Origin of the sequence: Tardiphaga sp. (genome assembly GCF_041424195.1) — a bacterium.
In the GTDB taxonomy this organism is placed as follows: Bacteria; Pseudomonadota; Alphaproteobacteria; order Rhizobiales; family Xanthobacteraceae; genus Tardiphaga.
Window position 1 is genome coordinate 1 of the sequence record NZ_JBGMOE010000156.1, and the last position, 22,665, is coordinate 22,665.

The 22,665-nt window shown below is 62.0% G+C and carries 19 protein-coding genes; 8 read left to right on the forward strand and 11 right to left on the reverse strand.

The window, feature by feature from the left end:
- Positions 1 to 160 precede the first annotated feature (160 nt).
- Positions 161 to 1,207, reverse strand: coding sequence for a uroporphyrinogen decarboxylase (hemE, locus tag ACEK02_RS20080; protein WP_371423327.1), 1,047 nt, complete (start codon positions 1,205 to 1,207; stop codon positions 161 to 163).
- A gap of 176 nt (positions 1,208 to 1,383) precedes the next feature.
- Here hemE and hemF point away from each other — a divergent pair, with 176 nt between their 5' ends.
- The gene (hemF, locus tag ACEK02_RS20085) at positions 1,384 to 2,292 is read left to right on the forward strand and encodes an oxygen-dependent coproporphyrinogen oxidase (RefSeq protein WP_371423328.1); all 909 of its coding nucleotides are present in this window, start codon (positions 1,384 to 1,386) and stop codon (positions 2,290 to 2,292) included.
- 42 nt (positions 2,293 to 2,334) lie between these two features.
- Here the strand turns inward: hemF and ACEK02_RS20090 are convergent, their stop codons facing one another.
- Complete coding sequence (locus tag ACEK02_RS20090; RefSeq protein WP_371423329.1) at positions 2,335 to 3,009, reverse strand: heme oxygenase (biliverdin-producing); 675 nt, start codon at positions 3,007 to 3,009, stop codon at positions 2,335 to 2,337.
- Positions 3,010 to 3,107: 98 nt separating this feature from the next.
- The gene (locus ACEK02_RS20095) at positions 3,108 to 4,082 is read right to left on the reverse strand and encodes a LysR family transcriptional regulator (RefSeq protein WP_371423330.1); all 975 of its coding nucleotides are present in this window, start codon (positions 4,080 to 4,082) and stop codon (positions 3,108 to 3,110) included.
- 156 nt (positions 4,083 to 4,238) lie between these two features.
- On the opposite strand from ACEK02_RS20095, the gene ACEK02_RS20100 reads away from it, so the two are divergent.
- The 3 genes from ACEK02_RS20100 to ACEK02_RS20110 all read left to right on the forward strand — a co-directional run bounded on the left by ACEK02_RS20100 (position 4,239) and on the right by ACEK02_RS20110 (position 7,621).
- Positions 4,239 to 5,249, forward strand: coding sequence for a class 1 fructose-bisphosphatase (locus ACEK02_RS20100; protein WP_371423331.1), 1,011 nt, complete (start codon positions 4,239 to 4,241; stop codon positions 5,247 to 5,249).
- 142 nt (positions 5,250 to 5,391) lie between these two features.
- Entirely contained in the window at positions 5,392 to 5,715 is a 324-nt protein-coding gene (locus ACEK02_RS20105; protein WP_371423332.1) for a hypothetical protein, read from the forward strand.
- 208 nt (positions 5,716 to 5,923) lie between these two features.
- A complete protein-coding gene (locus ACEK02_RS20110) occupies positions 5,924 to 7,621 on the forward strand; it encodes a thiamine pyrophosphate-binding protein (protein ID WP_371423333.1) in 1,698 nt (565 codons plus the stop codon).
- Positions 7,622 to 7,666: 45 nt separating this feature from the next.
- Here the strand turns inward: ACEK02_RS20110 and ACEK02_RS20115 are convergent, their stop codons facing one another.
- Together ACEK02_RS20115 and ACEK02_RS20120 are read right to left on the reverse strand one after the other, a co-directional pair.
- The gene (locus ACEK02_RS20115) at positions 7,667 to 8,311 is read right to left on the reverse strand and encodes an alpha/beta hydrolase (protein WP_371423334.1); all 645 of its coding nucleotides are present in this window, start codon (positions 8,309 to 8,311) and stop codon (positions 7,667 to 7,669) included.
- Positions 8,308 to 9,249: a ring-cleaving dioxygenase gene (locus ACEK02_RS20120; protein WP_371423335.1), complete on the reverse strand. Its 942-nt coding sequence runs from the start codon at positions 9,247 to 9,249 to the stop codon at positions 8,308 to 8,310. The genes ACEK02_RS20115 and ACEK02_RS20120 overlap by 4 nt, the downstream gene beginning before the upstream one ends.
- 128 nt (positions 9,250 to 9,377) lie before the next feature.
- On the opposite strand from ACEK02_RS20120, the gene ACEK02_RS20125 reads away from it, so the two are divergent.
- The gene (locus tag ACEK02_RS20125) at positions 9,378 to 10,289 is read left to right on the forward strand and encodes a LysR substrate-binding domain-containing protein (RefSeq protein WP_371423336.1); all 912 of its coding nucleotides are present in this window, start codon (positions 9,378 to 9,380) and stop codon (positions 10,287 to 10,289) included.
- On the opposite strand, the gene ACEK02_RS20130 is transcribed toward ACEK02_RS20125, so the two are convergent.
- From ACEK02_RS20130 to ACEK02_RS20145, 4 genes are all read right to left on the reverse strand, one after another.
- The gene (locus tag ACEK02_RS20130) at positions 10,286 to 12,370 is read right to left on the reverse strand and encodes an ATP-dependent helicase (RefSeq protein ID WP_371423337.1); all 2,085 of its coding nucleotides are present in this window, start codon (positions 12,368 to 12,370) and stop codon (positions 10,286 to 10,288) included. The genes ACEK02_RS20125 and ACEK02_RS20130 overlap by 4 nt on opposite strands.
- Positions 12,371 to 12,460: 90 nt before the next feature.
- The gene (locus tag ACEK02_RS20135; protein ID WP_371423338.1) at positions 12,461 to 14,422 is read right to left on the reverse strand and encodes a methyl-accepting chemotaxis protein; all 1,962 of its coding nucleotides are present in this window, start codon (positions 14,420 to 14,422) and stop codon (positions 12,461 to 12,463) included.
- 196 nt (positions 14,423 to 14,618) lie between these two features.
- Positions 14,619 to 15,023: a response regulator gene (locus ACEK02_RS20140; protein WP_371423339.1), complete on the reverse strand. Its 405-nt coding sequence runs from the start codon at positions 15,021 to 15,023 to the stop codon at positions 14,619 to 14,621.
- Positions 15,024 to 15,091: 68 nt separating this feature from the next.
- Positions 15,092 to 15,781 carry a Crp/Fnr family transcriptional regulator gene (locus ACEK02_RS20145; RefSeq protein ID WP_371423340.1) on the reverse strand — a complete coding sequence of 230 codons (690 nt, stop codon included), beginning with the start codon at positions 15,779 to 15,781 and terminating at the stop codon, positions 15,092 to 15,094.
- Positions 15,782 to 16,058: 277 nt separating this feature from the next.
- On the opposite strand from ACEK02_RS20145, the gene ACEK02_RS20150 reads away from it, so the two are divergent.
- Together ACEK02_RS20150 and ACEK02_RS20155 are read left to right on the forward strand one after the other, a co-directional pair.
- Complete coding sequence (locus ACEK02_RS20150; RefSeq protein WP_371423341.1) at positions 16,059 to 16,811, forward strand: ABC transporter ATP-binding protein; 753 nt, start codon at positions 16,059 to 16,061, stop codon at positions 16,809 to 16,811.
- Complete coding sequence (locus ACEK02_RS20155; RefSeq protein WP_371423342.1) at positions 16,808 to 18,331, forward strand: permease; 1,524 nt, start codon at positions 16,808 to 16,810, stop codon at positions 18,329 to 18,331. Before ACEK02_RS20150 ends, ACEK02_RS20155 begins: the two co-directional genes overlap by 4 nt.
- Before the next feature lie 62 nt (positions 18,332 to 18,393).
- Here the strand turns inward: ACEK02_RS20155 and ACEK02_RS20160 are convergent, their stop codons facing one another.
- Positions 18,394 to 19,242 (reverse strand): transglutaminase family protein, encoded by an 849-nt coding sequence (locus ACEK02_RS20160; protein ID WP_371423343.1) that lies wholly within the window; start codon positions 19,240 to 19,242, stop codon positions 18,394 to 18,396.
- A gap of 139 nt (positions 19,243 to 19,381) precedes the next feature.
- Complete coding sequence (gene glgX, locus ACEK02_RS20165) at positions 19,382 to 21,487, reverse strand: glycogen debranching protein GlgX (protein WP_371423344.1); 2,106 nt, start codon at positions 21,485 to 21,487, stop codon at positions 19,382 to 19,384.
- 127 nt (positions 21,488 to 21,614) lie between these two features.
- Between glgX and rocF the strand changes: the two genes are divergently transcribed.
- Positions 21,615 to 22,583 (forward strand): arginase, encoded by a 969-nt coding sequence (gene rocF, locus ACEK02_RS20170; RefSeq protein WP_371423345.1) that lies wholly within the window; start codon positions 21,615 to 21,617, stop codon positions 22,581 to 22,583.
- The last annotated feature ends 82 nt before the right edge of the window (positions 22,584 to 22,665 follow it).

Sequence of the window (22,665 nt, forward strand, 5' to 3'; positions counted from 1 at the left end):
GTCATGACGACTGAGAGCGTTACGCAAGATCGTAGGATGGGCAGAGAGCAGGCGCGAAACCCATCAACTGCAGACGAAGAAAGCGATGGATTTCGCGGAGTTTATCATCACGCGCGCTTTGCGCGACCCGCTGGTTCACCCCAACAAGTTGCGCGGGGTGTTATCCGCGATAGTCCCGCACCCGCTTCACCATCTGCTCCACATGGGCGATTGGCGTTTCCGGCTGGATGCCGTGGCCGAGATTGAAGATGAAGCGGCCTGCAGCATAGTTCGCCAATACGTCATCGACAGCGCGGTCGAGTGCCGCGCCGCCGGCGATCAACACCAGCGGATCGAGATTGCCCTGCACGGCGACGTGGCTCTGTACACGTTCACGAATGAACGATGGCTCTGCGGCCCAGTCGATGCTCACGGCATCGACACCGGTGGCGCCGACATAGCTTGGCAGCAGCGCGCCCGCGCCGCGGGGGAAGCCGATGATCTTCGCATCCGGCACCTTGGCGCGCACGCCGGCGATGATGCGTTTGGTCGGCTCGACCGACCAGCGCTGGAATTCGGCAGCGGGCAGCACGCCGGCCCAGGTATCGAAAATCTGCAGCACATCGGCGCCGGCCTCGAGCTGATGGAGCAGATAGGTGATCGAGTTCTCGACGATGGTGTCGATGATTTTTGCGAAGGCTTCGGGATGCCGATAGGCCATCATCCGCGCCGGCGCCTGATCCGGCGTGCCGCGGCCGGCGACCATGTAAGTTGCGACCGTCCACGGCGCACCACAGAAGCCGATCAGCGTAATCTTCGGATCAAGTTCGGCACGCACGCGGCGCAGCGCCTCGAACACCGGTTCGAGCTTGCTGAAATCCGCTTCGGGCGAGAGTGTCGCGACCTTTTCCGGCGTATCCAGCGGATCGAGCCGCGGACCTTCGCCGACCTCGAAACGCACGGAGCGGCCGAGCGCATAGGGAATCACCAGGATGTCCGAGAAGATGATCGCGGCATCGAAGCCGAAGCGCCGGATCGGCTGCAGCGTCACTTCGGTGGCGAAGTCCGGGTTGAAGCACAGGTCGAGGAAGCCGCCGGCCTGTGCGCGGACCTCGCGATATTCAGGCAGGTAACGCCCGGCCTGTCGCATCATCCAGAGCGGCGGCACCGCCTGGCGCTGGCCGGCGAGGACATCGAGGAAGGGCTTGCGGGGCGTGGACTGGGTCAAATGCTTGGGTTCCGGAAGGTGACGCCGAAAGGCATGATTTTGCCGCCTCTGATACACCGCCGCTGCGCTCTTGGCGAGGCGCGGCAATCTCGCAAAAGCGGGCGATTCGCCTCACGTTTTTGACGCATCTCAAGGTGCCATCGCGCTGCAAGCGGCATATAGACTGTACGAACATCATGAGCGAAAAGACCATGAACATCATGACCCCGATCGTCAGTCCCGAAATCGAGCAGAACCGCACCCGCACCAAGGTCTGGTTCGAATCCCTCCGCGACCGCATCTGCGCCGAGATCGAGGCGCTGGAGCGCGAGGCGCCGCAGGCGCTGTTCCCGGGCGCGCCCGCCACCTTCACCTACAGGCCGTGGACCCGTGCGACGGGCACCGGTGGCGGCGTCGGTGGCTTCCTCTCGGGCGGTCGCCTGTTCGAGAAGATCGGCATCCACACCTCAAGCGCGAATGGCAAGCTGTCGCCGGAGATGGCGCGGCAAATGCCCGGCGGCGGATCGCAGCTCGATTACGTCTCCAGCAGCATCAGCCTGATCATGCATCCACGCAGCCCGCGCGTGCCGACCGTGCACATGAACACGCGCTTCTTGTCGACGGCCGTCGGCTGGTTCGGCGGCGGCGCGGATCTGACGCCGATGCTGCCCGAGCAGCGCAAGGTTGATGCGCCGGATACGATCACGTTTCACGACGCGATGCGCAGCGCCTGCGATGCGCATGACCCCGCTTACTACAAGAAGTTCAAGGCCTGGGCCGACGACTACTTCTTCCTGCCACATCGCGGCGTGGCGCGCGGCGTCGGCGGCATTTTCTACGACCAGCTCAATACCGGCGACTTCGAGAAGGACTTCGCCTTCACGCGTGATGTCGGCTCGGCCTTCCTCGATGTCTATCCGCGCATCGTGCGTGCACGGATGCAGGAAGCGTGGACCGAGGAAGAGCGCGCACAGCAGCTCGAAACGCGCGGGCTCTATGTCGAGTTCAATCTCCTATACGACAAGGGCACGATGTTCGGCCTGCAGACCGGCGGCAACGTCGAGAACATTCTGAGCTCGATGCCGCCGCTGGTCAGCTGGAAGTGATTTCCCTCTCCCCGCTTGCGGGGAGAGGCTAAGTAAAAAAGCTCACGCCACCTGCTCCGCTTCGAGCGCGGCCTGCACGGCCCAGGACAGATCGGTGTTGAGCTGGAACGCCACCGAGCCTTCATCGATGATCGCCTGCGGATTTGTCGCGCGCTTGCCGGCTTCATCGAGCGCGTTGCGATAGTCCGATTTCAGCACGGCCAGATCGGCATAGGCCGGGAAGTCGTAGAACGACAATTCCTCGGGCGCGAGGCCGGGTTTCTTGGCGAGAAGGCGCTTGAGAATCTGGCCGCCCGAGAGGTCGCCGAGATAGCGCGTATAGGCATGGGCGATCAGCAATTCGCCGTCGCCCTTGGCGGCATCCTCGATCCGCTTGGCATAGGCTTCGCCGGCAGGCAACATCGGCACGTCAGAGAAGTCGCCATCGCACAGCACATTGAGATCGGCCTGCATGGCCGATGTGCGATCGAGCCGATACTGGGCGAGTGCGGCGAGCACAGGCGTGTCGCGATGGCTCTCAAGTCCCGCTTCCAGCGCCTGATAGGCGGTCAGCAGATTCCGCTGCAGCAGGACATAGCCCTTGCGGCTGACGTCGCCGCGCAACATGTCCTTGATGATGCCGGAGCGCTCGGCTTCGGTGTGAAGCACCTTGGTGCCGAGATAGAGGGCGGTCACGACGCTGACGGGCGCAGTGCTATCTGCCGAGGCAGCAGGCATTGAATTCTCCGATGACTGATGAAGGGATGTGTTGGCGCTCGGGCTGATGTCATCATATCACCCTCGCCGGATGCCACAAGGCGAGGCCTGGCCTGTCGCTACAGCATCGCCTGGCTGCGGGACTTGCGGCGGACCGGCGCAGATTTTCCGGTTTCCGTCGCAGGCAGGAACTGCGCGCCCTGTGCGGCGAGGAATGCGCGCATTGCCTGCGCCGGCGGCAGCAACACCTTGTCCTTGCGGTTGAGCACGAACCATTGCCGGATGATCGGCAGGCCGGTGACATCCAGCATCACCAGTCGCTGTTGCTCCAGTTCGGTGGCCACCGTATGCGCGGAGATGAAGGCGATGCCGAGTCCGGCCATCACGGCCTGTTTGATGGTCTCGTTGCTGTCCATCTCCATGCCGATCGTAGCGCGCAGATCTGCGCTCTCGAACAGTTGCTCCATCAATCCGCGCGTGCCCGAGCCGGGTTCGCGCGTCAGGAACGTCTCGCTTGCGAGATCGCTCATGGAGAGGCGCGCCCTGCCTGCGAGGCGATGGTCGCTCGGCGCGATGATCACATGCGGATGATCGCCGATCAGGTTCACATCCATGTCGATCCCGGCCGGTGGCCGGCCCATGATTGCGATATCGAGATCGTAGCTGCGCAGACCTGCGATGGTCTCCTCGCGATTGCCCACCGTCAGCAAGATTTCGATCTTGGGATGGAGCTTCGCGAAGGCCGAGATCGTGAAGGGCACGAAGTATTTCGCGGTACTGACGGCGCCGATGGAGATGCGCCCACCGGTCTTGCCGGCCATCATGTCCAGCGAGGTCGCGCAGGCCGCCATCGCCGCCTCGATCCGTTCCGACAGCGCGAGCACCTCGCGGCCGGCATCGGTCAGGACCATCCCGTCGCCGGTGCGCTGGGTCAGCGGCAGGCCGGCGAGGCCCTGCAGGTTGCGCAGTTGCAAGGTGACAGCCGGTTGCGTCAGGCGCAGCTTCAAAGCTGCCGCCGTGATGCTGCCGCTGGCGGCCACCGCGGCCAGTGCACGCAGCTGGCGGATCGAGATGTCGCGGAACCGCTTCGTCATATAAGAAAAACTTTCCCCATCTCTCCTTTACAAAAATTCCTTTATTTGGCCCCGGAGGTCAATATCTGTGGGCAAAATGCGCCGTTTCTGCCATTCCCGGGCACTCCGGACGCGGCCATGTGCCAGAAGGAGCCCGGTATTTTTGGAGAGATTGCGATGACCGACCACATGCCCCTGTCCCGATACACGGCTGACTATGCCGGACAGGACCCGCTGCGGCTGGCTGTTGCTGCTGCGGTCGATGCCTTCGCCAAGGCGTCCATCGAAATCTCCGAGCTGATCGGCTGCGGCGCTCTGGCCGGGATCACCGGAGAGGCGCAGGGCGCACAGAATGCCGACGGCGATGTGCAGAAGGATCTTGATGTGCGCGCCGACGAGATCGTTCGCGCTGCATTGAAGCCGGTGTCCTGGTCCGCGCTGGCCTCCGAGGAAGCCGAGACCGCCGATATCCGTGACAGCGGCGGCTTGCTCGACATTGCCTATGACCCGCTGGACGGCTCGTCGAATATCGAAACCAATATGACGGTCGGTACGATCTTCTCGATCATGCCGACGTCGAAGGGCGCTGTGCCGTTCACACAGAAAGGCAGCGCACAGATCGCCGCCGGATTCGTGGTCTATGGTCCGCAGACCTCGCTGGTGCTCACGCTCGGCAACGGCGTCGACATCTTCACGCTCGATCGCGCCGTGGGGAGCTACAAGCGCATTCGGGCGCGTGTGCAAATCCCGGCCGAGTGTTCGGAATATGCGATCAACGCGTCCAACCATCGCCACTGGGAAGCGCCGGTGCGTGACTTCGTTGAGGAATGCCTCGCAGGTGCCGATGGCCCGCGTGGCAAGAATTTCAACATGCGCTGGATCGCAGCCTTGGTCGCCGAGGCCTATCGCATCCTGATCCGCGGCGGCGTGTTTCTCTATCCCTCCGATGCGCGCAAGGGCTATGCCGATGGCCGGCTGCGTCTCGTTTATGAAGCGCATCCCATGGCCTTCATCGTCGAACAGGCCGGCGGCGGCGCGACCACGGGTCGTGCCCGCATTCTCGACATCGCGCCGACGGCGATCCATCAGCGCGTGCCGTTGATCATGGGCTCGATCAGCAAGGTGAAGCGCATCGAGACCATGCATCTCGATACGAGCGCGGGACAGGCGCAAGCTGCCGCCGAGTAGCGAATGTGCGCACGACACATCCTGTTTTGACGGCTTCAAAACATGACAGGCTTGAGGGCTTCTAAGACAAGTCGGCCTGAAACCGGTTGAGCATGGCGTGACCGCGGCCTAGACAATCGCAGGGGTCGCAAAGGATACGCGCATGCTTCCGCAGCAGGTCAAGGTCTCCGATATCACCGACGAGAATTCGGCGCAGACCTATCTCAACCAGGCCATCATGACGACGTTCTGCCGCGTGCTCGACAGTTCGCGTTTGTCTCCCGATGTGGTGATGCGTCTTCTGGCAACCGCGATCGGCGCGACCTATCGCGAAGTCGCCGCGGCCCATCAGGACGGCGGGTGTCCTTGCGGATGGCGCCCGGTACCGCATGCCGATATCGAGGCTCTGCGGTCGTCGCTGGAAGACGCTGCTGCGCCGAAGATTGCCGACGATCTGCGCAGTATGGTGATCGCCGGACGGGCGTAGCCGTCAGTCGATCTGCCATGAAATAAGGCTGTATTTGCGCGAAATGGGCCACTGCGGATCACCGCAGATGGCAATTTTGCGTCTGTTCCGCTCTCCCGACCACGTGATCGGGCCAGCGCGATCAGCATATGGCAATTCCTTTAGACCTAAACTACCTTGGCCCGATCCTTGAATGTCGAGGAGATCGCGATCGGTGCAAAGTGACCTCATGACATCTTCATCCGCTGCAGTTCTCGACCACACCCCCGACAATTCGACCGTCTGGCGCGAAGTCGCACGTGCGATCGCCGATATCGGCGCCAAGCGCTGTTTCGGTCTCGTCGGCGGCGCAAATTTCAAGGTGACGCTCGGCCTCACCGAATTCGGTCTCGACTTTATTGCTGCGCGCCATGAAGGCGGCGCGGTGAGCATGGCCGATGTCGCAGCGCGGCTGACGCGCGATCTGACGATTGTCAGCGTAACGGCGGGGCCGGGGCTGACGAATGCGATCACCGGCATCGGCGAAGCCGCCAAGAGCGACACGCCATTGCTTGTTCTCGCAGGCGATGTGGTGCTTGGCGACAAGCAGTCGGCATTTGCCTTCAATCAATCCGAACTCGTTCACGCGGTCGGCGGCGAATGGCATCAGATCGCCGATGCACAGTGCGCCTACGCGGACACCTGGAAAGCAGCCTCGATCGCTCTGCGTGAGCGCAAGCCCGTCGTGCTCAGCCTGCCGATCAATGTGCAGGAGATGCAGGTGGCGGCGACGATGGGCAAGAAGCATCCGCCGATCACGCCGCGGATCGCGGTCAACCCTGCGAAGCTGGACGAACTCGTTGCGGCGATCCGGACCTCGAAACGGCCGCTGATCCTGGCGGGGCATGGTGCTGTCGTGGCCGATGCACAGCCGCTGCTGGTGCAACTGGCCGACAGGCTCGGTGCGCTGCTGGCGACGTCGTTGCAGGCGCACGGGATGTTTTCCGGCCATCCATGGAATCTCGGCGTTGCCGGCGGCTTTTCATCGAAGGCCACGGCTGAGTTGATCGCGCAGAGCGACATGATCCTCGCTTTCGGCATGTCGCTGAACATGTGGACCACGAAAAAGGGCAAACTGATTTCCGACTATGCCCAGCTCGTGCAGATCGATGTCGAGAAAGGCCGCATCGGGGTGCATCGTCCGGTCGATCTTGAACTCGAGGGCGATGCATCGGCTGTGGCGACGGCCGTGCTACAGGCGCTCGACAAGGCGCCGCCAAGCGAGGCCGGCTGGCGCACGCCAGAGGTTGCTGCAGTGATGACCGCGCGAGGCAATCACAATCTGGCCTATGATGACACCAGCACTGCCGAGCACATCGATCCGCGCACGCTGAGCAAGGCGATGGACGATATCCTACCCAGAGATCGCACCGTCGTTGTCGACGGTGGACATTTCGTCGGCTGGGTGACGCGCTATATTTCCGCGCCCGATCATCGGGGCTGGTGCATTCCCATCGCGTTCCAGTCCATCGGCCTCGGTCTTGCTGGCGCGATCGGCGCGGCAGTGACGCAGCCGGAGCGGCTGACCGTGTTGGCCGTCGGCGATGGCGGTTTCCTGATGTCGATTGCGGAACTTGAAACGGCCGTGCGGCTGAAGAAGCGCATGTGCATCTTCATCTATAACGACAGCGCCTATAGCGCCGAGGTGCATCACTTCGGCCCCGAGGGCTACAATGCCGGCATGGCGCAATTCCCGGTGACCGACTTTGCGGCCATAGCGCGTGGATATGGCGCCGATGGCGTCGTGGTGCGGACGCTCGCTGATCTCGACGCGGTGAAGGTTTGGGTCGCCGATGGCGCGCAGGGTGTGTTCATTGTCGATGGCCGGATCAATCCGAAGCTGATTGCGGACTGGTATAGCGAGATGTTTAGCGGCGCGAATTTGTAACGTAGTCGTCTTCCCTCTCCCACAACGGGAGAGGGAAGATTGAGATCAGACCGCCACGCTTTCGCGTCTTGCCGTCTCAACATTGGCCAACCACTCCTTCGCAATCGTCAGATCCGCCTGTGACAACTGATGGCCTACCGGCAACGTGCGGTGCTGCACATCGGCACCGGCTTTGGTCAGCATCACGGCCAGCCGCTGCGAATTGCTCGGCGGGATGATCGGATCGGACTGGCCCGACACGATCAGTACCGGCTTGCCAGCGAGATCTGCCGCCGGTGGTTCACGTAGAGGGACCATCGCGCGCAGCAATATCCCGCCGGCCAGCGCCTCGGGCCGCAGCAGCATCATTGCCGCGGCGATGTTGGCGCCGTTGGAATAGCCGAGCGCGATGGGCGCCGCGATGCCGTAGCGCTTGCGGGCTTCGATCACGAAGTCCGCGAGCTCATTGGCGCGTCTGATCACATCGTCCTCGTCGAACACGCCTTCGGCGAGCCGGCGGAAGAAGCGCGGCATGCCGTGCTCCAGCACCTGACCGCGCGGCGACAGCAGTGCTGCCCCTGGCGCAATGGCTTCGCCGAGCGGCAGCAGATCGCTTTCGTCCCCACCGGTGCCATGCAGCAGCAGGAGCGGCGCTGCCTCGCGCCGGTTGCCCGGCACGAAGCGATGGATGTGGGACAGGTCGTTACTCATGACGTCACCTTGTTAGTTTCGAGAACGGGCAGCACCCGTTCGATCTCGCCGCGATGCTTCTCGAGGAACGCAGGCAGTTTCAGATGCTCGCCGAGGGATTCGACGGGCTCATCCACGGCGAAGCCGGGGATGTCGGTGGCGATTTCGAACAGCACGCCGCCGGGTTCGCGGAAATAGACCGACCGGAAGTAGTTGCGGTCCTTCTGTTCCGTCGGCTGCTGGCCATGGGTCTTCACCAGTTTGTTGGCCATCACCTGCTGATCGGCATCATCGACGGCGCGGAAGGCGACGTGATGCACCGAACCGCGGCCCTGACGGCCCGGCAGGAAACCGCCGGCCTCGTAGATATCGACGATGCCGCCTTCGACACTGTCGGCGCTCAGGCGAATGATCGAGCCTTCGCGGGCGGTTTCCTTGAAGCCGAACACATCGGTGAGGATGGCGCTGGTCTTCTCGGCCTTCTCGAGCAGCAGCGTCACGCCGTGGAAGCCGCGGATCGCGTGCTCCGCCGGGACGTCGCCATTGCTCCAGCCGGGCTCGTCCTCCGCGCCGCTGATACCGACCAGTGCGAGGCTCATGCCGTCCGGATCGGTGAAGGGCAGCACCGCTTCGCCGAAGCGCTTTTCGAGCGCCTCATGGGCAATGCCCTTCTCGATGAAGCGATGCGTCCAGTAGCCGAGCGAGCGGGCCGGGACCCGGAACGAGGTCTGCTGGGTCTGACCCACGCCGCCGCGGCCGGGGGCGGCATGCTCCCACGGGAAGAAGGTCAGAATGGTGCCCGGCTTGCCGGTCTCATCGCCGTAATAGAAGTGGTAGGTGCCCGGATCGTCGAAATTGACGGTCTTCTTGACGAAGCGCATGCCCAGCGCGCGGGTGTAGAAGTCGAAGTTCCGCAAGGCGTTACCGGCGATTGCGGTCACATGGTGGATGCCTGACATGGTCTGTCTCCTGGTTGGGAAGGCGTCTCGTCTTCCGTTGCCGGGATAATTGGGCGATCCCACATCAAAGACAATCTGGCCATTTGTGACATTACTGTCTATGTTTTGAGGACAGTCAGGACGATCCCATGGACAAGCTCAACAGCCTGCGCGCCTTCGTCAAAGTGGTCGAACTCGGCTCCTTCTCGGAAGCCGGGCGGCAATTGCGGCTGTCGCGCTCGGTGATCTCGAAATATGTCGGCGAGCTCGAACAGGACCTCGGCGTTCAATTGCTCAACCGCACGACGCGTCACGCCAGCGCCACCGAGAATGGGCAAGCCTATTTCGAGCGGGCGCTGAGTATTCTCGCCGATCTCGATGCCGCCGATCAGGCGGTGGCGCAGGCGCAATCGACGCCGCGCGGACTGCTGCGCGTCAATGCGCCGATGTCGTTCGGCACGCTGCAGCTCGGCCCGGCCATCGCCGATTTCATGGCGCAGTGTCCGGAGCTGCAGATCCAGCTCGTGCTGTCGGACGACCAGGTCGATCCGATGCAGGGCGGCTTCGATGTGACCTTGCGCATCGCCGATCTGGAATCCTCCAGCCTCATCGCGCGAAAAATCGTCGCCATTGATCGCGTGGTCTGCGCGTCACCGGACTATCTCAAGCAGCACGGCACGCCGAAACTGCCGGAAGATCTGCGCAGCCACGCGCTGCTGACCTACGGTTTCCTGCTCACCGGCAATCAGTGGAAGCTGACCGGCAAGAATGGCGACGATCACTGGATCCAGCCGAGCTGGACGCTATGCGTCAACAATGCCGAGGTGCTGCGCGATGCTGCCATCAAGGGCAGGGGCGTCGCGCTGCTGCCGACGTTCATTGCCGGCGATGCATTGCGTGCGGGCTCTCTGCGCAGCATGCTCAATGCCTATAAGGCACCGCCGCTGACGCTCTATGCGATCTATCCGCCGACGCGGCACCTTGCCGTGAAAGTGCGGCTGTTCATCGATTTCCTGGTGGCACGCTTCAGCGGCGTGCCGGAGTGGGACAAGAAGCTCTAGCGCCAGATCGCGCGCATCCGGGAATTGATGTCCATGCGGACACCCTGCGCGGCCGCACGCGTCGGGTCGGCGGCGGGTGCCTGCGGCCAGGTGGTGCGTTCGAACAGATGGAGCAATGCTTCGGGAATGAAGCGCGTGCGCGACGCATAGACGTGGCGATCACCCTGCGCGTGCTGGCCGTGGGTAAAGAAACGCTGCGGCACCATCAAATGCAGATCATCCTTGGCGCGCGTCATTGCCACATACAGAAGCCGGCGCTCTTCCTCGATCTCGGCGGATGTCCCGGTGCCCAGATCCGACGGCATGCAGCCATCGACCACATTCAGCACATAGACCGATTTCCATTCCTGTCCCTTGGCGGAATGAATGGTCGAGAGGATCAGATAGTCCTCGTCGAGCAGCGGCACGCCGGATTGATCGCTGGTTGCATCCGGTGGATCGAGCGTGAGTTCGGTGAGAAAACGCTCGCGCGACGGATAGCCCGAGGCGATCGCCTCGAGCTGGATCAGATCTGCGCGGCGCGTCAGCGAATCCTCGTGAATGCGATCGAGATGCGGCTCATACCAGCGTCGCGCCAATTCCAGCTCGGCGGGCCAGTCCGCGCGGCGTGACTTGATCTCGCTGATGACGTCGACAAAGCCGCGCCAGTCGGTGGCCGCGCGCGGCGGCGCCGGTGCATGCGTCAGCGCGTCAATCGGATCGGGGGCCGCGATCATGTGATCCAGCGCGCGCTGTGCGGATGCCGGGCCGACGCCGGGCAGCAATTGCATCAGGCGGAAACCGGCGACGCGGTCGCGCGGATTCTCGACGAAACGCAGCAGTGCCAACATGTCCTTCACATGCGCGGCATCAAGAAACTTCAACCCGCCGAATTTGACGAACGGAATGTTTCGCCGTGTCAGTTCGACCTCAAGCGAGCCGCTATGTGACGAGGTGCGGAACAGCACTGCCTGTTCCTTGAGCTTCATGCCGCCTTCGCGATTGTCGAGCACGCGCGCGACGATGGCGCGGGCCTGATCGGTCTCGTCCCGAATGGTGACGAGTTGCGGCTTGGCGGAGGAGGCGCGGTCGGTCCAGAGATTCTTGGTGAAGCGTTCGCGCGCGAGATCGATCACGCCATTGGCCGCCGCCAGGATCGGCTGCGTTGAGCGATAGTTGCGGTCGAGCGTGATAATCTGTGCCGGCGGGCTGAACTGCCTGGGAAAATCGAGAATATTGCGCACGGTGGCGGCGCGAAACGAATAGATCGATTGCGCGTCATCGCCGACAACGGTGAGGCCCGCCCCGTCGGGCTTTAACGCCAGCAGGATCGCCGACTGCAGCCGGTTTGTGTCCTGATATTCGTCGACCAGCACGTGATCGAAGCGGCCGCCGATATCGCTCGCAAGCAAAGGTTCGCTGGCCATCTGCGCCCAGTACAAAAGCAGGTCGTCGTAATCGAGCACGTTCTGCTTCTGCTTGGCCTCGACATAGCCGGCGAACAGTTCGCGCAGCTCGGCCGACCAGGCCGCGCACCACGGATAGGACGCGCCGAGCACCTGATCGAGTTCGGTCTCGGAATTCACACAGCGGGAATAGATCGCAAGGCATGTGCCTTTGGTCGGGAACCGTGTCTCGGTCTTGGAGAAGCCGAGTTCGTGCCGAACCAGATTCATCAGGTCGGCGGAATCCTCGCGGTCGTGAATGGTGAAAGCGGGATCGAGTCCAATCTGTTCGGCATAGTCGCGCAACAGCCGCGCGCCGATGCCGTGAAAGGTGCCGGCCCATACCAGCGCGTCGGTCATGACGCCGGCATTGTCGCCCATCACCTTGCGCGCAATGCGTTCGACGCGGCGGCTCATTTCGCTGGCGGCGCGGCGCGAGAATGTCATCAGCAGGATGCGACGCGGATCGGCGCCATTGACGATCAGATGCGCGACGCGATGCGCCAGCGTATTGGTCTTGCCGGAACCGGCGCCGGCGATGACCAGCAATGGCGGCGCGGATGGTGCGTTATCGTCGCCAGGCCGCAACACGCCATGCTCCACGGCGCGGCGCTGTTCCGGATTCAGGGCGTCGAGATAGGAGGTTTGGGCGAGCACGAGATGTATCCGAGGTGACGAATCACGCTCGCTGATTCCCGCTTTGTTCGCAATGGAAGAGCGGCACGCCGAAGCGCGCCGCTGGAGGAATTATGCCGCCCGCACTTCGCGCAGGAACATATCGACCTGCGTGCGCAGGTCTTCGCCATTGCGCGAGAGGTCCCCGGCCGATTCCACCACGCGCGATGCGGCGAGGCCGGTCTCGCGGGCGGCGTCATTGACGCCGGCGATGTTCTGCGAAACCTCGCCGGTGCCGCGGGCGGCTTCTGCGACGTTGCGTGCGATTTCGAGCGTGGCTGCGCCCTGTTCCTCGACGGCGGCGGCGATGGTGCTGGCGATCTCGCTGACGCGGCCGATGGTCGAGGTGATGCTCTGGATCGAATCCACCGAGAGCTTCGTTGCGCTCTGGATCGCGCCGACCTGTGCCGAGATTTCATCCGTGGCCTTCGACGTCTGGGTGGCCAGCGCCTTTACTTCGGATGCGACGACCGCAAAGCCGCGGCCGGCTTCACCGGCACGGGCGGCTTCGATGGTGGCGTTGAGTGCGAGCAGGTTGGTCTGCGCCGCGATCTCGCTGATCAGCTTGACCACGTCGCCGATCTTCTGCGCGGCCTCGGCGAGGCTGTGCACTTCGCCATTGGTGATATTGGCCTGCGATACTGCATCGCCGGCCACGCGCGCGGACTCGTTGACCTGCTGTGCGATCTCGTTGATCGAGGCATTGAGCTCCTCGATGGCGGCAGCAACAGCCTGAGCGCTCTGCGTGGCTTCTTCGGAGGCTGCCGCAACGGCGGCGGTCTGCCGGGTGGATTCCTCGGCGGTCGCGGCCATCGACTGCGCGGTGTTGCGGAGTTCGCCGGCCGCCGAGCCGACGGCATTGACCACGGTGCCGACGCCGCTCTCGAAGCGCGAAGCCAGCGCGTTCATGGTGTCACGGCGATCGTGCTGGGCCCGCTCGCGCTGTTCTTCCTGCGCGGCGCGCAACTGCTCCGTCTCGATCAGGCCGGTCTTGAAGATCTCAACGGCGCCCGCCATCGAGCCGATCTCGTCCTTGCGGCCTACACCCGGCACTGCGATCGTGTGATTACCGCCCGCAATGGTGCGCATCGCAGTTTCGAGTGCGCGGATCGGCTTCGCCATCGAGCGGCCCATGAAGGTTGCGATGGTGCCGGCGAGCAGCAGCACGCAAGCAGAAATAATAGCCAGCCAATTCAGCGATGATCGCATCAGGCTATGGTATCCGCTGGTATCGCGGGTGATCTCGAAGACGGCGATGTTATCGCCCGAGAAGCTCTTGATGGCGCCGAAGGTTGTGGCAACGGGCTTGTTGTCGAGTTCGCCATATTGGGTCACGATCTCGCCGGCGAGCGCGCGACGCAGCGTCTCGACACCCGGAGCAGCCGATTTCAACGTGGAAGCCAGTGTCTTGCCGGCCTGGCCGTCGATCTGGTGGATGCCGACGTCAACACCGAAGCGCGACTTCATGGTTTCGACGAAGGTCTTGCCGAAGGGGGCGCCGACATCGATGGTGCCGAGAATGGTGTCGCCATCCATCGCTGGTGCTACGCCGAAGACGTTGAGCGCATCACGGCCGGGCTCGATGCCGCCGACGGCCTTCTTGCTGGTCATCGCCTGCACCACCATCTTGCGGCGCTCGGAAACGTTGTCGCCGAACGTGCCGGGATTATGAATGCGGGCGAAGCTGATCGCCGGAGGTGTTTGAATCGTGATCAGTTCAAGGCCGCGCGGCTTGATGCGCTGATGAGCCTCCTTCAGATGCGTGAGCGCATTGGCGCGATCCTGCGTCTTGATGGCGTCCTTGATCGGCTGCGACGACGCGATCGACTCGGCGACCGCGAGCAATGTCCGCGTCTCTGCGTTCAGCGCCGCGGTGAGGTTGGCGTAGTCGTCATGCGCTTCGCGATTGAGGGCGGTATCGATGATCGCCTGCTGCTGCCACATGCTGAAGGCCGCAAGCGCGCCGCACGATCCGGCAGCAACGAGCGTGATGGCCACAATCATACGTGCTGAAATAGAATTTAGTGCTTGCATCGATATGCCCCTTGGACCGCGGCAAGCAATTTTGCTGCGGTACTCATATTTCCCACTCAAAAAATAGGGAGGCCGAATGAAGGAGCTCTTAATTACCTTTGGATTGCAGGTATTATGGTATCATAATCCCTTTATGCCGCGGCACATCGAGACATCGGCAATGCCAATGCTGGTCGCGATTGATTTTGTGACCATTCTAGTGGAGCCGGGATGAGCCATTTCCCTGCATCAGGCATCGATCCACATGCGACAGCAGAACCGCTGATTTGAAAGGCTTGTGCAGGCTGGAGACGGCGCCGCGCCGGATGGACATTGCGGGAAAATCGGGCGCAGGCGCGGCGGCGGATGACACCGTGTGAGATGAAATAACGATGATCGGAACTTCCGGCCGGCATAGATGCGCGAGCTTCATGGTCTCCAGCCCGTCCATCTCCGGCATGACAACATCGATGATGAACAGATCGAAGTCCATATGGCGGACGATATGGAGCGCGCGCGGGCCGGTGCTCGCGCAGGTGACGCTGTGGCCTTCGCGCTCAAGCATCAATTTGGTGACGATCTGAACGGCCTTGTCATCGTCGACGATCAGGATGCTTGCCATCTGCCGGTCTTCCGAATGCCGTCGCGTCAAGGCGCTCTATGGTCTTGTCACGCGCGCATTGTTGCACGTTACGAATGCAAATGCGGTTTCCTGTTCAACACCGCAGCAAGCAGCGAGCTGTGGACCTGAATATGTCCGTCATAGCTGACGAGGCCGAGCTTGCGAAACTTGTTCATGAAGAAGCTGACGCGGGACCGCGTGGTGCCGATCATCTCCGCCAGCATCTCCTGGCTGATGTCGATATCAATGGGATGGCTGACGCCTTCCTCGCCATAGTGGGCGAGGATGAGCAGCAGGCGCGCGAGGCGCTTCTCGCTTGAATTGAACAACTGATCGATCAGATCTTCCTCGATGCGGTTGTTGCGCGCCAGAAGATAGGCGACGAAGAATTCCGCGAAAGCCGGCTCGTCGCGCAGATGGGTGAGCATCGCCGATTTGGTGATCGTAACGATCGTGCAGTCTTGCATCGCCGTCGCTGTGACGGTGCGCAGCGGATGACCATTCAGGCAACCCTCACCGAGGAACTGTCCGGGTTCGAGCAGGCCGACGACGGCTTCCTTGCCCTGTTCGGACAGGACCGTGAGCTTGATACGCCCGTTCAGGATGTAACAAACCGAATCTGCGGTCTCTCCCTGACAGAAGATGTTCTGGTTCTTCTTGTATTCGGTCGTAACCTTTCCCATGCCGCCACAGGTCAGAAAATACGCCGGATGGAATTCGGCTGGAGCAGGGACCTTCAAGGCAGCTCGCCGCGTCATCACGAATCTCCGGACGTCGATCTTTGTCAGGTTAGCGTAAATCTATTCAAGGTTGTATTGTTCCCGTCCGATTTAGTTAAATTGCTGATCGGAGATCAGAAACGCCGCGCGAGTGCAGGGATTATGGGGGCATCAATCGTGATGCACATATGGATACCACCAAGCGGGTGTGGCGGCGTGGTTACGTCGTCGGCTTCACTGCCCTGAATCGGATTCACTGCCCTGAAACAACTTCGCTCCATGTTGCTACGCAACTTAACGCGCAGATCGCCTTGTCATGATCACAACACAGGCTGCCCTCGAATTGCGAGGGTTAATGAAATGTTTCGATCGGCCCGCCGTCGACGGGCTTGATCTCACGGTTCGTGCCGGCGAGTTCTATGCGCTGCTGGGCGCCAACGGCGCGGGCAAGACGACGACATTGCGCATGGTCGCGGGATTGCTGCGTCCTGATGCAGGATCGGTGTCCATACTTGGCATCGATGCGCTTGCCGATCCCGTTGCGGCAAAGCAGGTCATGGCCTGGGTCTCCGACGAGCCGATGATCTATGACAAGCTGACGCCGCTTGAATATCTCGAATTCGTCGCCGGCCTATGGGGCTGCGATGCTGAAACGGCAGAGCGCTCGTCGCATGGACTGTTGGCATCGCTAGGTCTTGGACCACATCTGCATGAGCGATGCGAAGGCTTCTCCAAGGGTATGCGCCAGAAGGTGGCGCTGGCCGGCGCGCTGGTGCATGAGCCCCGGCTGATCATTCTCGATGAACCTTTGACGGGGCTCGATGCCGTGTCGGCACGACACGTCAAAGGCCTGCTGCAGGATCGCGTGCGCGCGGGCTGCGCTGTCATCATGACCACGCATATTCTCGAAGTCGCCGAGCGCATGGCCGACCGGATCGGCGTGATCGCCGCAGGCAGGCTGATCGCCGAAGGTACCCTTGCCGAATTGCGCCAGCAGAACGGACAGGGCGACACCAGCCTCGAGGATATGTTTGTGGCGCTGGTGGACGGCGCGCCGGTCGCCGCATGACGCCATCCGCCAATGTGATGTGGTTTGCCGGCCACGAAGTCCGGCTGGCATGGCGCGAGATGCTGGGCATGCTCACGGCGGGCCGTCGCTGGCGTCCGCGCAGCATTTCGCTCTTGCTGATCGTTTTCGTGATGTTTCTGCATCTGCCGGCCTATGCGGTGGTTGGCCGCTTTGCCGACGTGCAGACGCCGCTCGATCAATCGACGGCCATTGTCATTACCGCCAGTATCTTCCTCGCCTGGGCGCTGGTTCTGTCGCAGGCTATCGAGTCGGTCACCCGCGTATTCTATGCGCGCGCCGATCTCGATCTCATCATGTCGTCGCCTGCGCCGCTCACCAACCTGTTCTCCGTCCGCATCGCGGCCATCGCATTGACGGTGACCCTGATGGCGATGCTGCTGGCGACGCCTTTCGTCAACGTACTGGTGATTGGCGGCGGCGTGCGCTGGTTCTCCGCCTATGCCGTCGTCATCGCGATGGGTCTTTCCGCATCGGCGTGCGCGATCGCCATCACCGTCGGACTGTTTCAGCTTTGCGGCCCTGCGAAGACGCGACTGGTCGCGCAGATCATTTCGGCGGTTACTGGCGCCGGTTTCGTTATTGCATTGCAGGTCGCGGCGATTCTCTCCTACGGCACGCTGTCACGTTTCGCCGTGCTGACCTCCGATGCCGCGGCAGCCTTTGCGCCTGAGGCCAACAGCCCGGTGTGGTGGCCCGCGCGGGCGATGCTCGGCGACGTCGCGGCGCTGGTGCCGTTGCTGGCAGTTGGGTTGTTCCTGCTCGGAATCGTGATGGCGATCTTTTCGCCGCGCTTCAGCAACTACGTGGCCAGTGCCGCACCATCGGCGCAAGTTCGTCGCAAGACAGCAGCAAGACCGTTCCGAACCGGATCTCGGCGCAAGGCCTTGCGGCGCAAGGAGTTTATCCTGTTGTGGCGCGATCCGTGGTTGGTCTCGCAAACGCTGATGCAGCTATTGTATCTGCTGCCGCCGGCCTTGATGCTGTGGCGCAGTTTCGGCGAGGGGGCGGGCGCCTTCATCGTGCTGGCGCCGGTGATCGTGATGGCCGCCGGTCAGCTCGCCGGCGGCCTAGCCTGGCTGACGATCTCCGGCGAAGACGCTGCCGATCTGGTCACAACTGCGCCGCTTCCGGCCAACACGATCATCACGGCCAAGGTCGAAGTCGTGCTTGTGATTATCGCCGCCGTGTTCACGCCGATGATTGCGGGTCTTGCGCTCGTCTCGCTACGACTTGCTGCGGTCACAGCATTGGCGACCGTCGTGGCGGCAGCCTCGGCGACGGCCATCCAGCTCTGGTTCAGGGTGCAGGCACGGCGCAGCCAGTTCAGGCGACGTCAGACGTCATCACGCATTGCGACCTTCGCGGAAGCCTTCTCGTCGATCGGCTGGGCTGCGACTGCGGCGCTGGCACTAGTGCTGCCGATTGCCTCTGTGATCTCGGGTGTTATGACGGCAGGCCTCATGGCACTGACGTGGAAGATCAGTCCTGTCAGGACCTGAACCAACAAAGCCACCCGCGGACACGAGTGGCTTGGAAATTAACAACAGTCTTGAAACGACGATCAGGCCACCATCGACATCGGCGCGATGGCAGGGGTGGCTTCGCTAAAAACCTCTTCCGTGACCACCGTAAAACGCACCAGCGGCGTCGGGCCGAAGTTGGTGGAGATTGCGACGTCCGCGGCATCGCGGCCGCGGGCCATCACGATGCGCCCGATGCGCGGATGATTGTGGCGTGCATCGAACGTGTACCACTGGTTTCCGAGATAGACTTCGCACCAGGCGCTGAAATCCATCGGCGCGGGATCGACGGGCACGCCGATATCGCCGAGATAGCCGGTGCAATAGCGTGCCGGAATGTTCATGCAGCGGCACAGGGTGACAGCCAGATGCGCAAAGTCGCGGCACACGCCGATACGCTCTTCATGACCTTCAAAGGCAGTACGATCGTTGCGGGCATGGTGATAGCCGAATTCGATGCGTTGATGCACGTAATCGACAATGGCCTGGACGCGCGCTGCGCCATCCTCGACATGGCCGAACAGCGACCATGCCAGATCAGACAGCTTCTGCGTGTCGCAATAGCGGCTGCCGAGCAGGAAGACCATGACATCGTCAGGCAATTCACTGACCGGCTGCAACGGCCCCGATGGCGGAGCCGCGTCCGGCAGCCCGCTATCCGAAATCAGAAAATCGTTCTTGATCTCGATCAGTCCGGGCGGTGCGACGATCCGCGTACAGGTATTGCCGAACATGTCGAGATAGTCATGCGCCTGCACGTCGTGGGAAAACCGGATGCAGTGCGGGCTCTGCAAATCCTTCGCGCGCGAAGGATGGATGCTGAGCATCAGGATCATGGGCGTTTCCTGGGTACACTGGAATGCGATGTCATAGCCCGCGCGAATCTGCACTTTTACGTCTCCACCAGCTTGGCAAATCAGAAATAACTGCCTGACAAGTGTAGTCACCAAACTTCGTTCCGAAGTTCAGTGACAGGAATGTGCAGAAAATGTGGGCAGCGAGGCCGCGTTTGCTTCGCTGCGTCAAAAGCTATTTCTTTAAGGACAACAGCAGCAGCGATCTACCGGTGACCTGATAGATGTGGCCGAACGGGAAGTCCTCGCCGCCCTTCGTGTCCGGGATATTGGTGTCCACCAGAAGTTCCCAGGCCTGTCCGCCGAAGGCCTCGGGCATCGTGAAGTCGACCAGCCCCTCGAAGCCGTTCAGGATCATCAGCATGGTCTGATCCTCGGCGGGCTTGTGGATGCCGGTCTTCTGCGCACGGCCGTCCAGCAGCATGCCGAAGCACTTCATGTTGTCGTCTTTCCAATGCACATCCTGCATCGGGCCGCCATTGGCGTTGATCCATGTCACATCGCGAACATCGAGGTCGGGATCGTGTTCGCCCGTCAGGAAGCGGCTGCGGCGCAGGACAGAGCAATTGCCGAGCAACTTGATGAGCCGCTTGGTGAAAGCGAGGAGGTCCTTGCCCTCAGCCGTGAGGCTCCAGTTGAACCAGGAAATCTCGCTGTCCTGGCAATAGGCATTGTTGTTGCCGTTCTGCGTGCGGCCGAACTCGTCGCCGCCGAGCAACATCGGTGTGCCCTGAGAGAACAGCAGGGTCGCCAGCATATTGCGCTTCTGGCGCTCGCGCAGGGCGATGATCGCCTTGTCGTCAGTCGGCCCCTCGACGCCGCAATTCCATGAGCGGTTGCTGGAGCTGCCGTCCTTGTTGTTCTCGCCATTGGCCTCGTTGTGTTTCTCGTTGTAGCTCGCCCAGTCGTTCAGCGTGAAGCCGTCGTGCGCAGTGACGAAATTCACGCTGGCCCAGGCGCGACGCCCCTGATGGTTGAACATGTCGCCGGATGCGACGAGACGCGGTGCCAGTGCCGAGACCGGCGCCTTGCCACGCCAGAAATCGCGCGCGGTATCGCGGAACTTGTCGTTCCATTCCGCCCAACCGGGCGGGAAACCGCCGACCTGATAACCGCCGGGGCCGATATCCCAGGGTTCGGCGATCAGCTTTATTGTCGTCAGCAACGGATCCTGATCGACGGCTTTCAGGAAGCCGCTCTGTTCGGTGAAGCCGTAGACTTCGCGCGCCAGGATGGTGCCGAGATCGAAGCGGAAGCCGTCGATATGCATCTCCCGCACCCAGTAACGCAGACTGTCCGCCACCATCTGGATGACTCGGGCGTTGGACAGGTTCACCGTGTTCCCGGTGCCGGTGTCGTTGATGTAATAGCGCGGCTTGTCCGGCATCAGCCGGTAATAGCTGGCATTGTCGATGCCCTTGAAGGACAGCGTCGGGCCAAGTTCGTTGCCTTCGGCGGTGTGGTTGTAGACCACGTCGAGGATGACCTCGAGACCGCCGGCATGCAGCGCCGACACCATCTCCTTGAACTCGCGCAGCGAGTTCGGCACGTCGGACGCGTAGCGCGGGTCGGGTGCGAAGAAGCCGATGGAATTGTAGCCCCAGTAATTCACCAGCTTCTTGTTCAGCAGATAGTCGTCATTGATGAAAGTGTGGATTGGCAGCAGCTCGACCGAGGTGATGCCAAGGCCGCAGAGATGATCCACCACAGGCTTGCTGCCGAAGCCGGCATAGGTGCCGCGCAGCTTTTCCGGCACGTCGGGATGCAGCTTGGTGAAGCCCTTGACGTGGGTCTCGTAGATGATGGTCTGGTCCCATGGCACGGGCTGCCGGCCGGCCTCGCCGGCCCAGTCGAAGTCGCGATCGACGATCACGCATTTCGGCATGAACGGGGCGGAGTCACGTTCGTCGAAGGTGGTGTCGTCGCCGCTCTCCATCTTGTAGCCGAATACGGCCGGATTCCATTCGAGCTGACCGGCATGGGCGCGGGCATAGGGATCCAGCAGCAGCTTGTTCGGGTTGAAGCGATGACCTTTCTCGGGCTCATACGGGCCATGGACGCGGTAGCCATAGAAGGTGCCGGGGCCGACATCGGGGATGTAGCCGTGAAAGACCTCGTCGGTATATTCCGGAAGTTCGATTCGCGTTTCCTTGTCGCCGTCGAACAGGCAGACCTCGACCCTGGTGGCATTGGCCGAGAACAGCGCGAAGTTGGTGCCCTTTCCGTCCCAATGCGCGCCAAAGGGATAGGGAAGACCTTCTTCGATCACTCTGTTCGTCACGATTGCCCCACTGTCTGGTGATGAAAATGCGCGGGATAACTGCATTGCCGCATTTCCGTTGCAATGCAATCAGGCCATTTCGGAATATATCTTGGCCTGCGAGGGTCTCTAGCCCGGAGTTCTGCTTATGACCGACGTCTCCCATCACAAACGCATCGCATTGCTGGGTGCGCCGGTCGAAGTCGGCGCCTCACAGCGCGGGACCTTGATGGGACCGGCAGCGATGCGCACCGCAGGGCTCGGCCCGTTGCTGGAAGAGCTTGGTTTCGCGGTGGAAGACCACGGCGACCTCACGCCGCCGCCTGTGCCTCGATCGACCGATACACCGCCGGAGAACGCCAGGCATTACCGCGTGATCCAGAACTGGATTCAGGCGCTGAGTGCCCGGGCCTACATGCTGGCCCGATCCGGGGCGTTGCCGATCTTCATGGGCGGCGACCACAGCCTGTCGATGGGATCGGTCAATGGCGTGGCGCGCCACTGGCACGAGCAGGGGCGCGAATTATTCGTGCTGTGGCTCGATGCGCATGCCGACTACAACACGCCGCACACGACCATCACCGGCAACATGCATGGCATGTCCGCAGCCTTTCTGTGTGGCGAGTCCGGTCTCGACGGACTGCTCGGTGCGGAGCCTCGCGCCTCGATCAAACCTGACAATCTCGATCTGTTCGGCATCCGCTCCATCGACAAGCTCGAGAAAGAGCTGGTGCACGCCCGCAAGGTAGCCATTGCAGACATGCGGCAGATCGACGAATTCGGTGTAGGTGTTTTGATCCGCCGTGTCATCGAGCGGGTCAAGGCGCGCAACGGCGTGTTGCATGTGTCCTTCGATGTGGACTTCCTCGATCCTGCGGCAGCGCCCGGCGTTGGCACCATGGTTCCGGGGGGCGCGACCTATCGCGAAGCGCATCTGATCATGGAGCTGCTGCACGACTCAGGCCTGATGTGCTCGCTGGATGTCGTCGAGCTCAATCCGTTTCTGGACGAGCGCGGGCGAACGGCACGGATGTTGGTTGAACTGGTCGGCAGCCTGTTCGGTCAGCAGATCACCGACCGGCCGACGCCCAGCAACGCAATTATACCGCCCGGCTAGTCCGTGGTTGGCAGAAAAACCTCGATTGGTTCCGGTCTTTCGCGTGTATTGCGTATAATCGTTTTGTCATGTTCCCGGAACT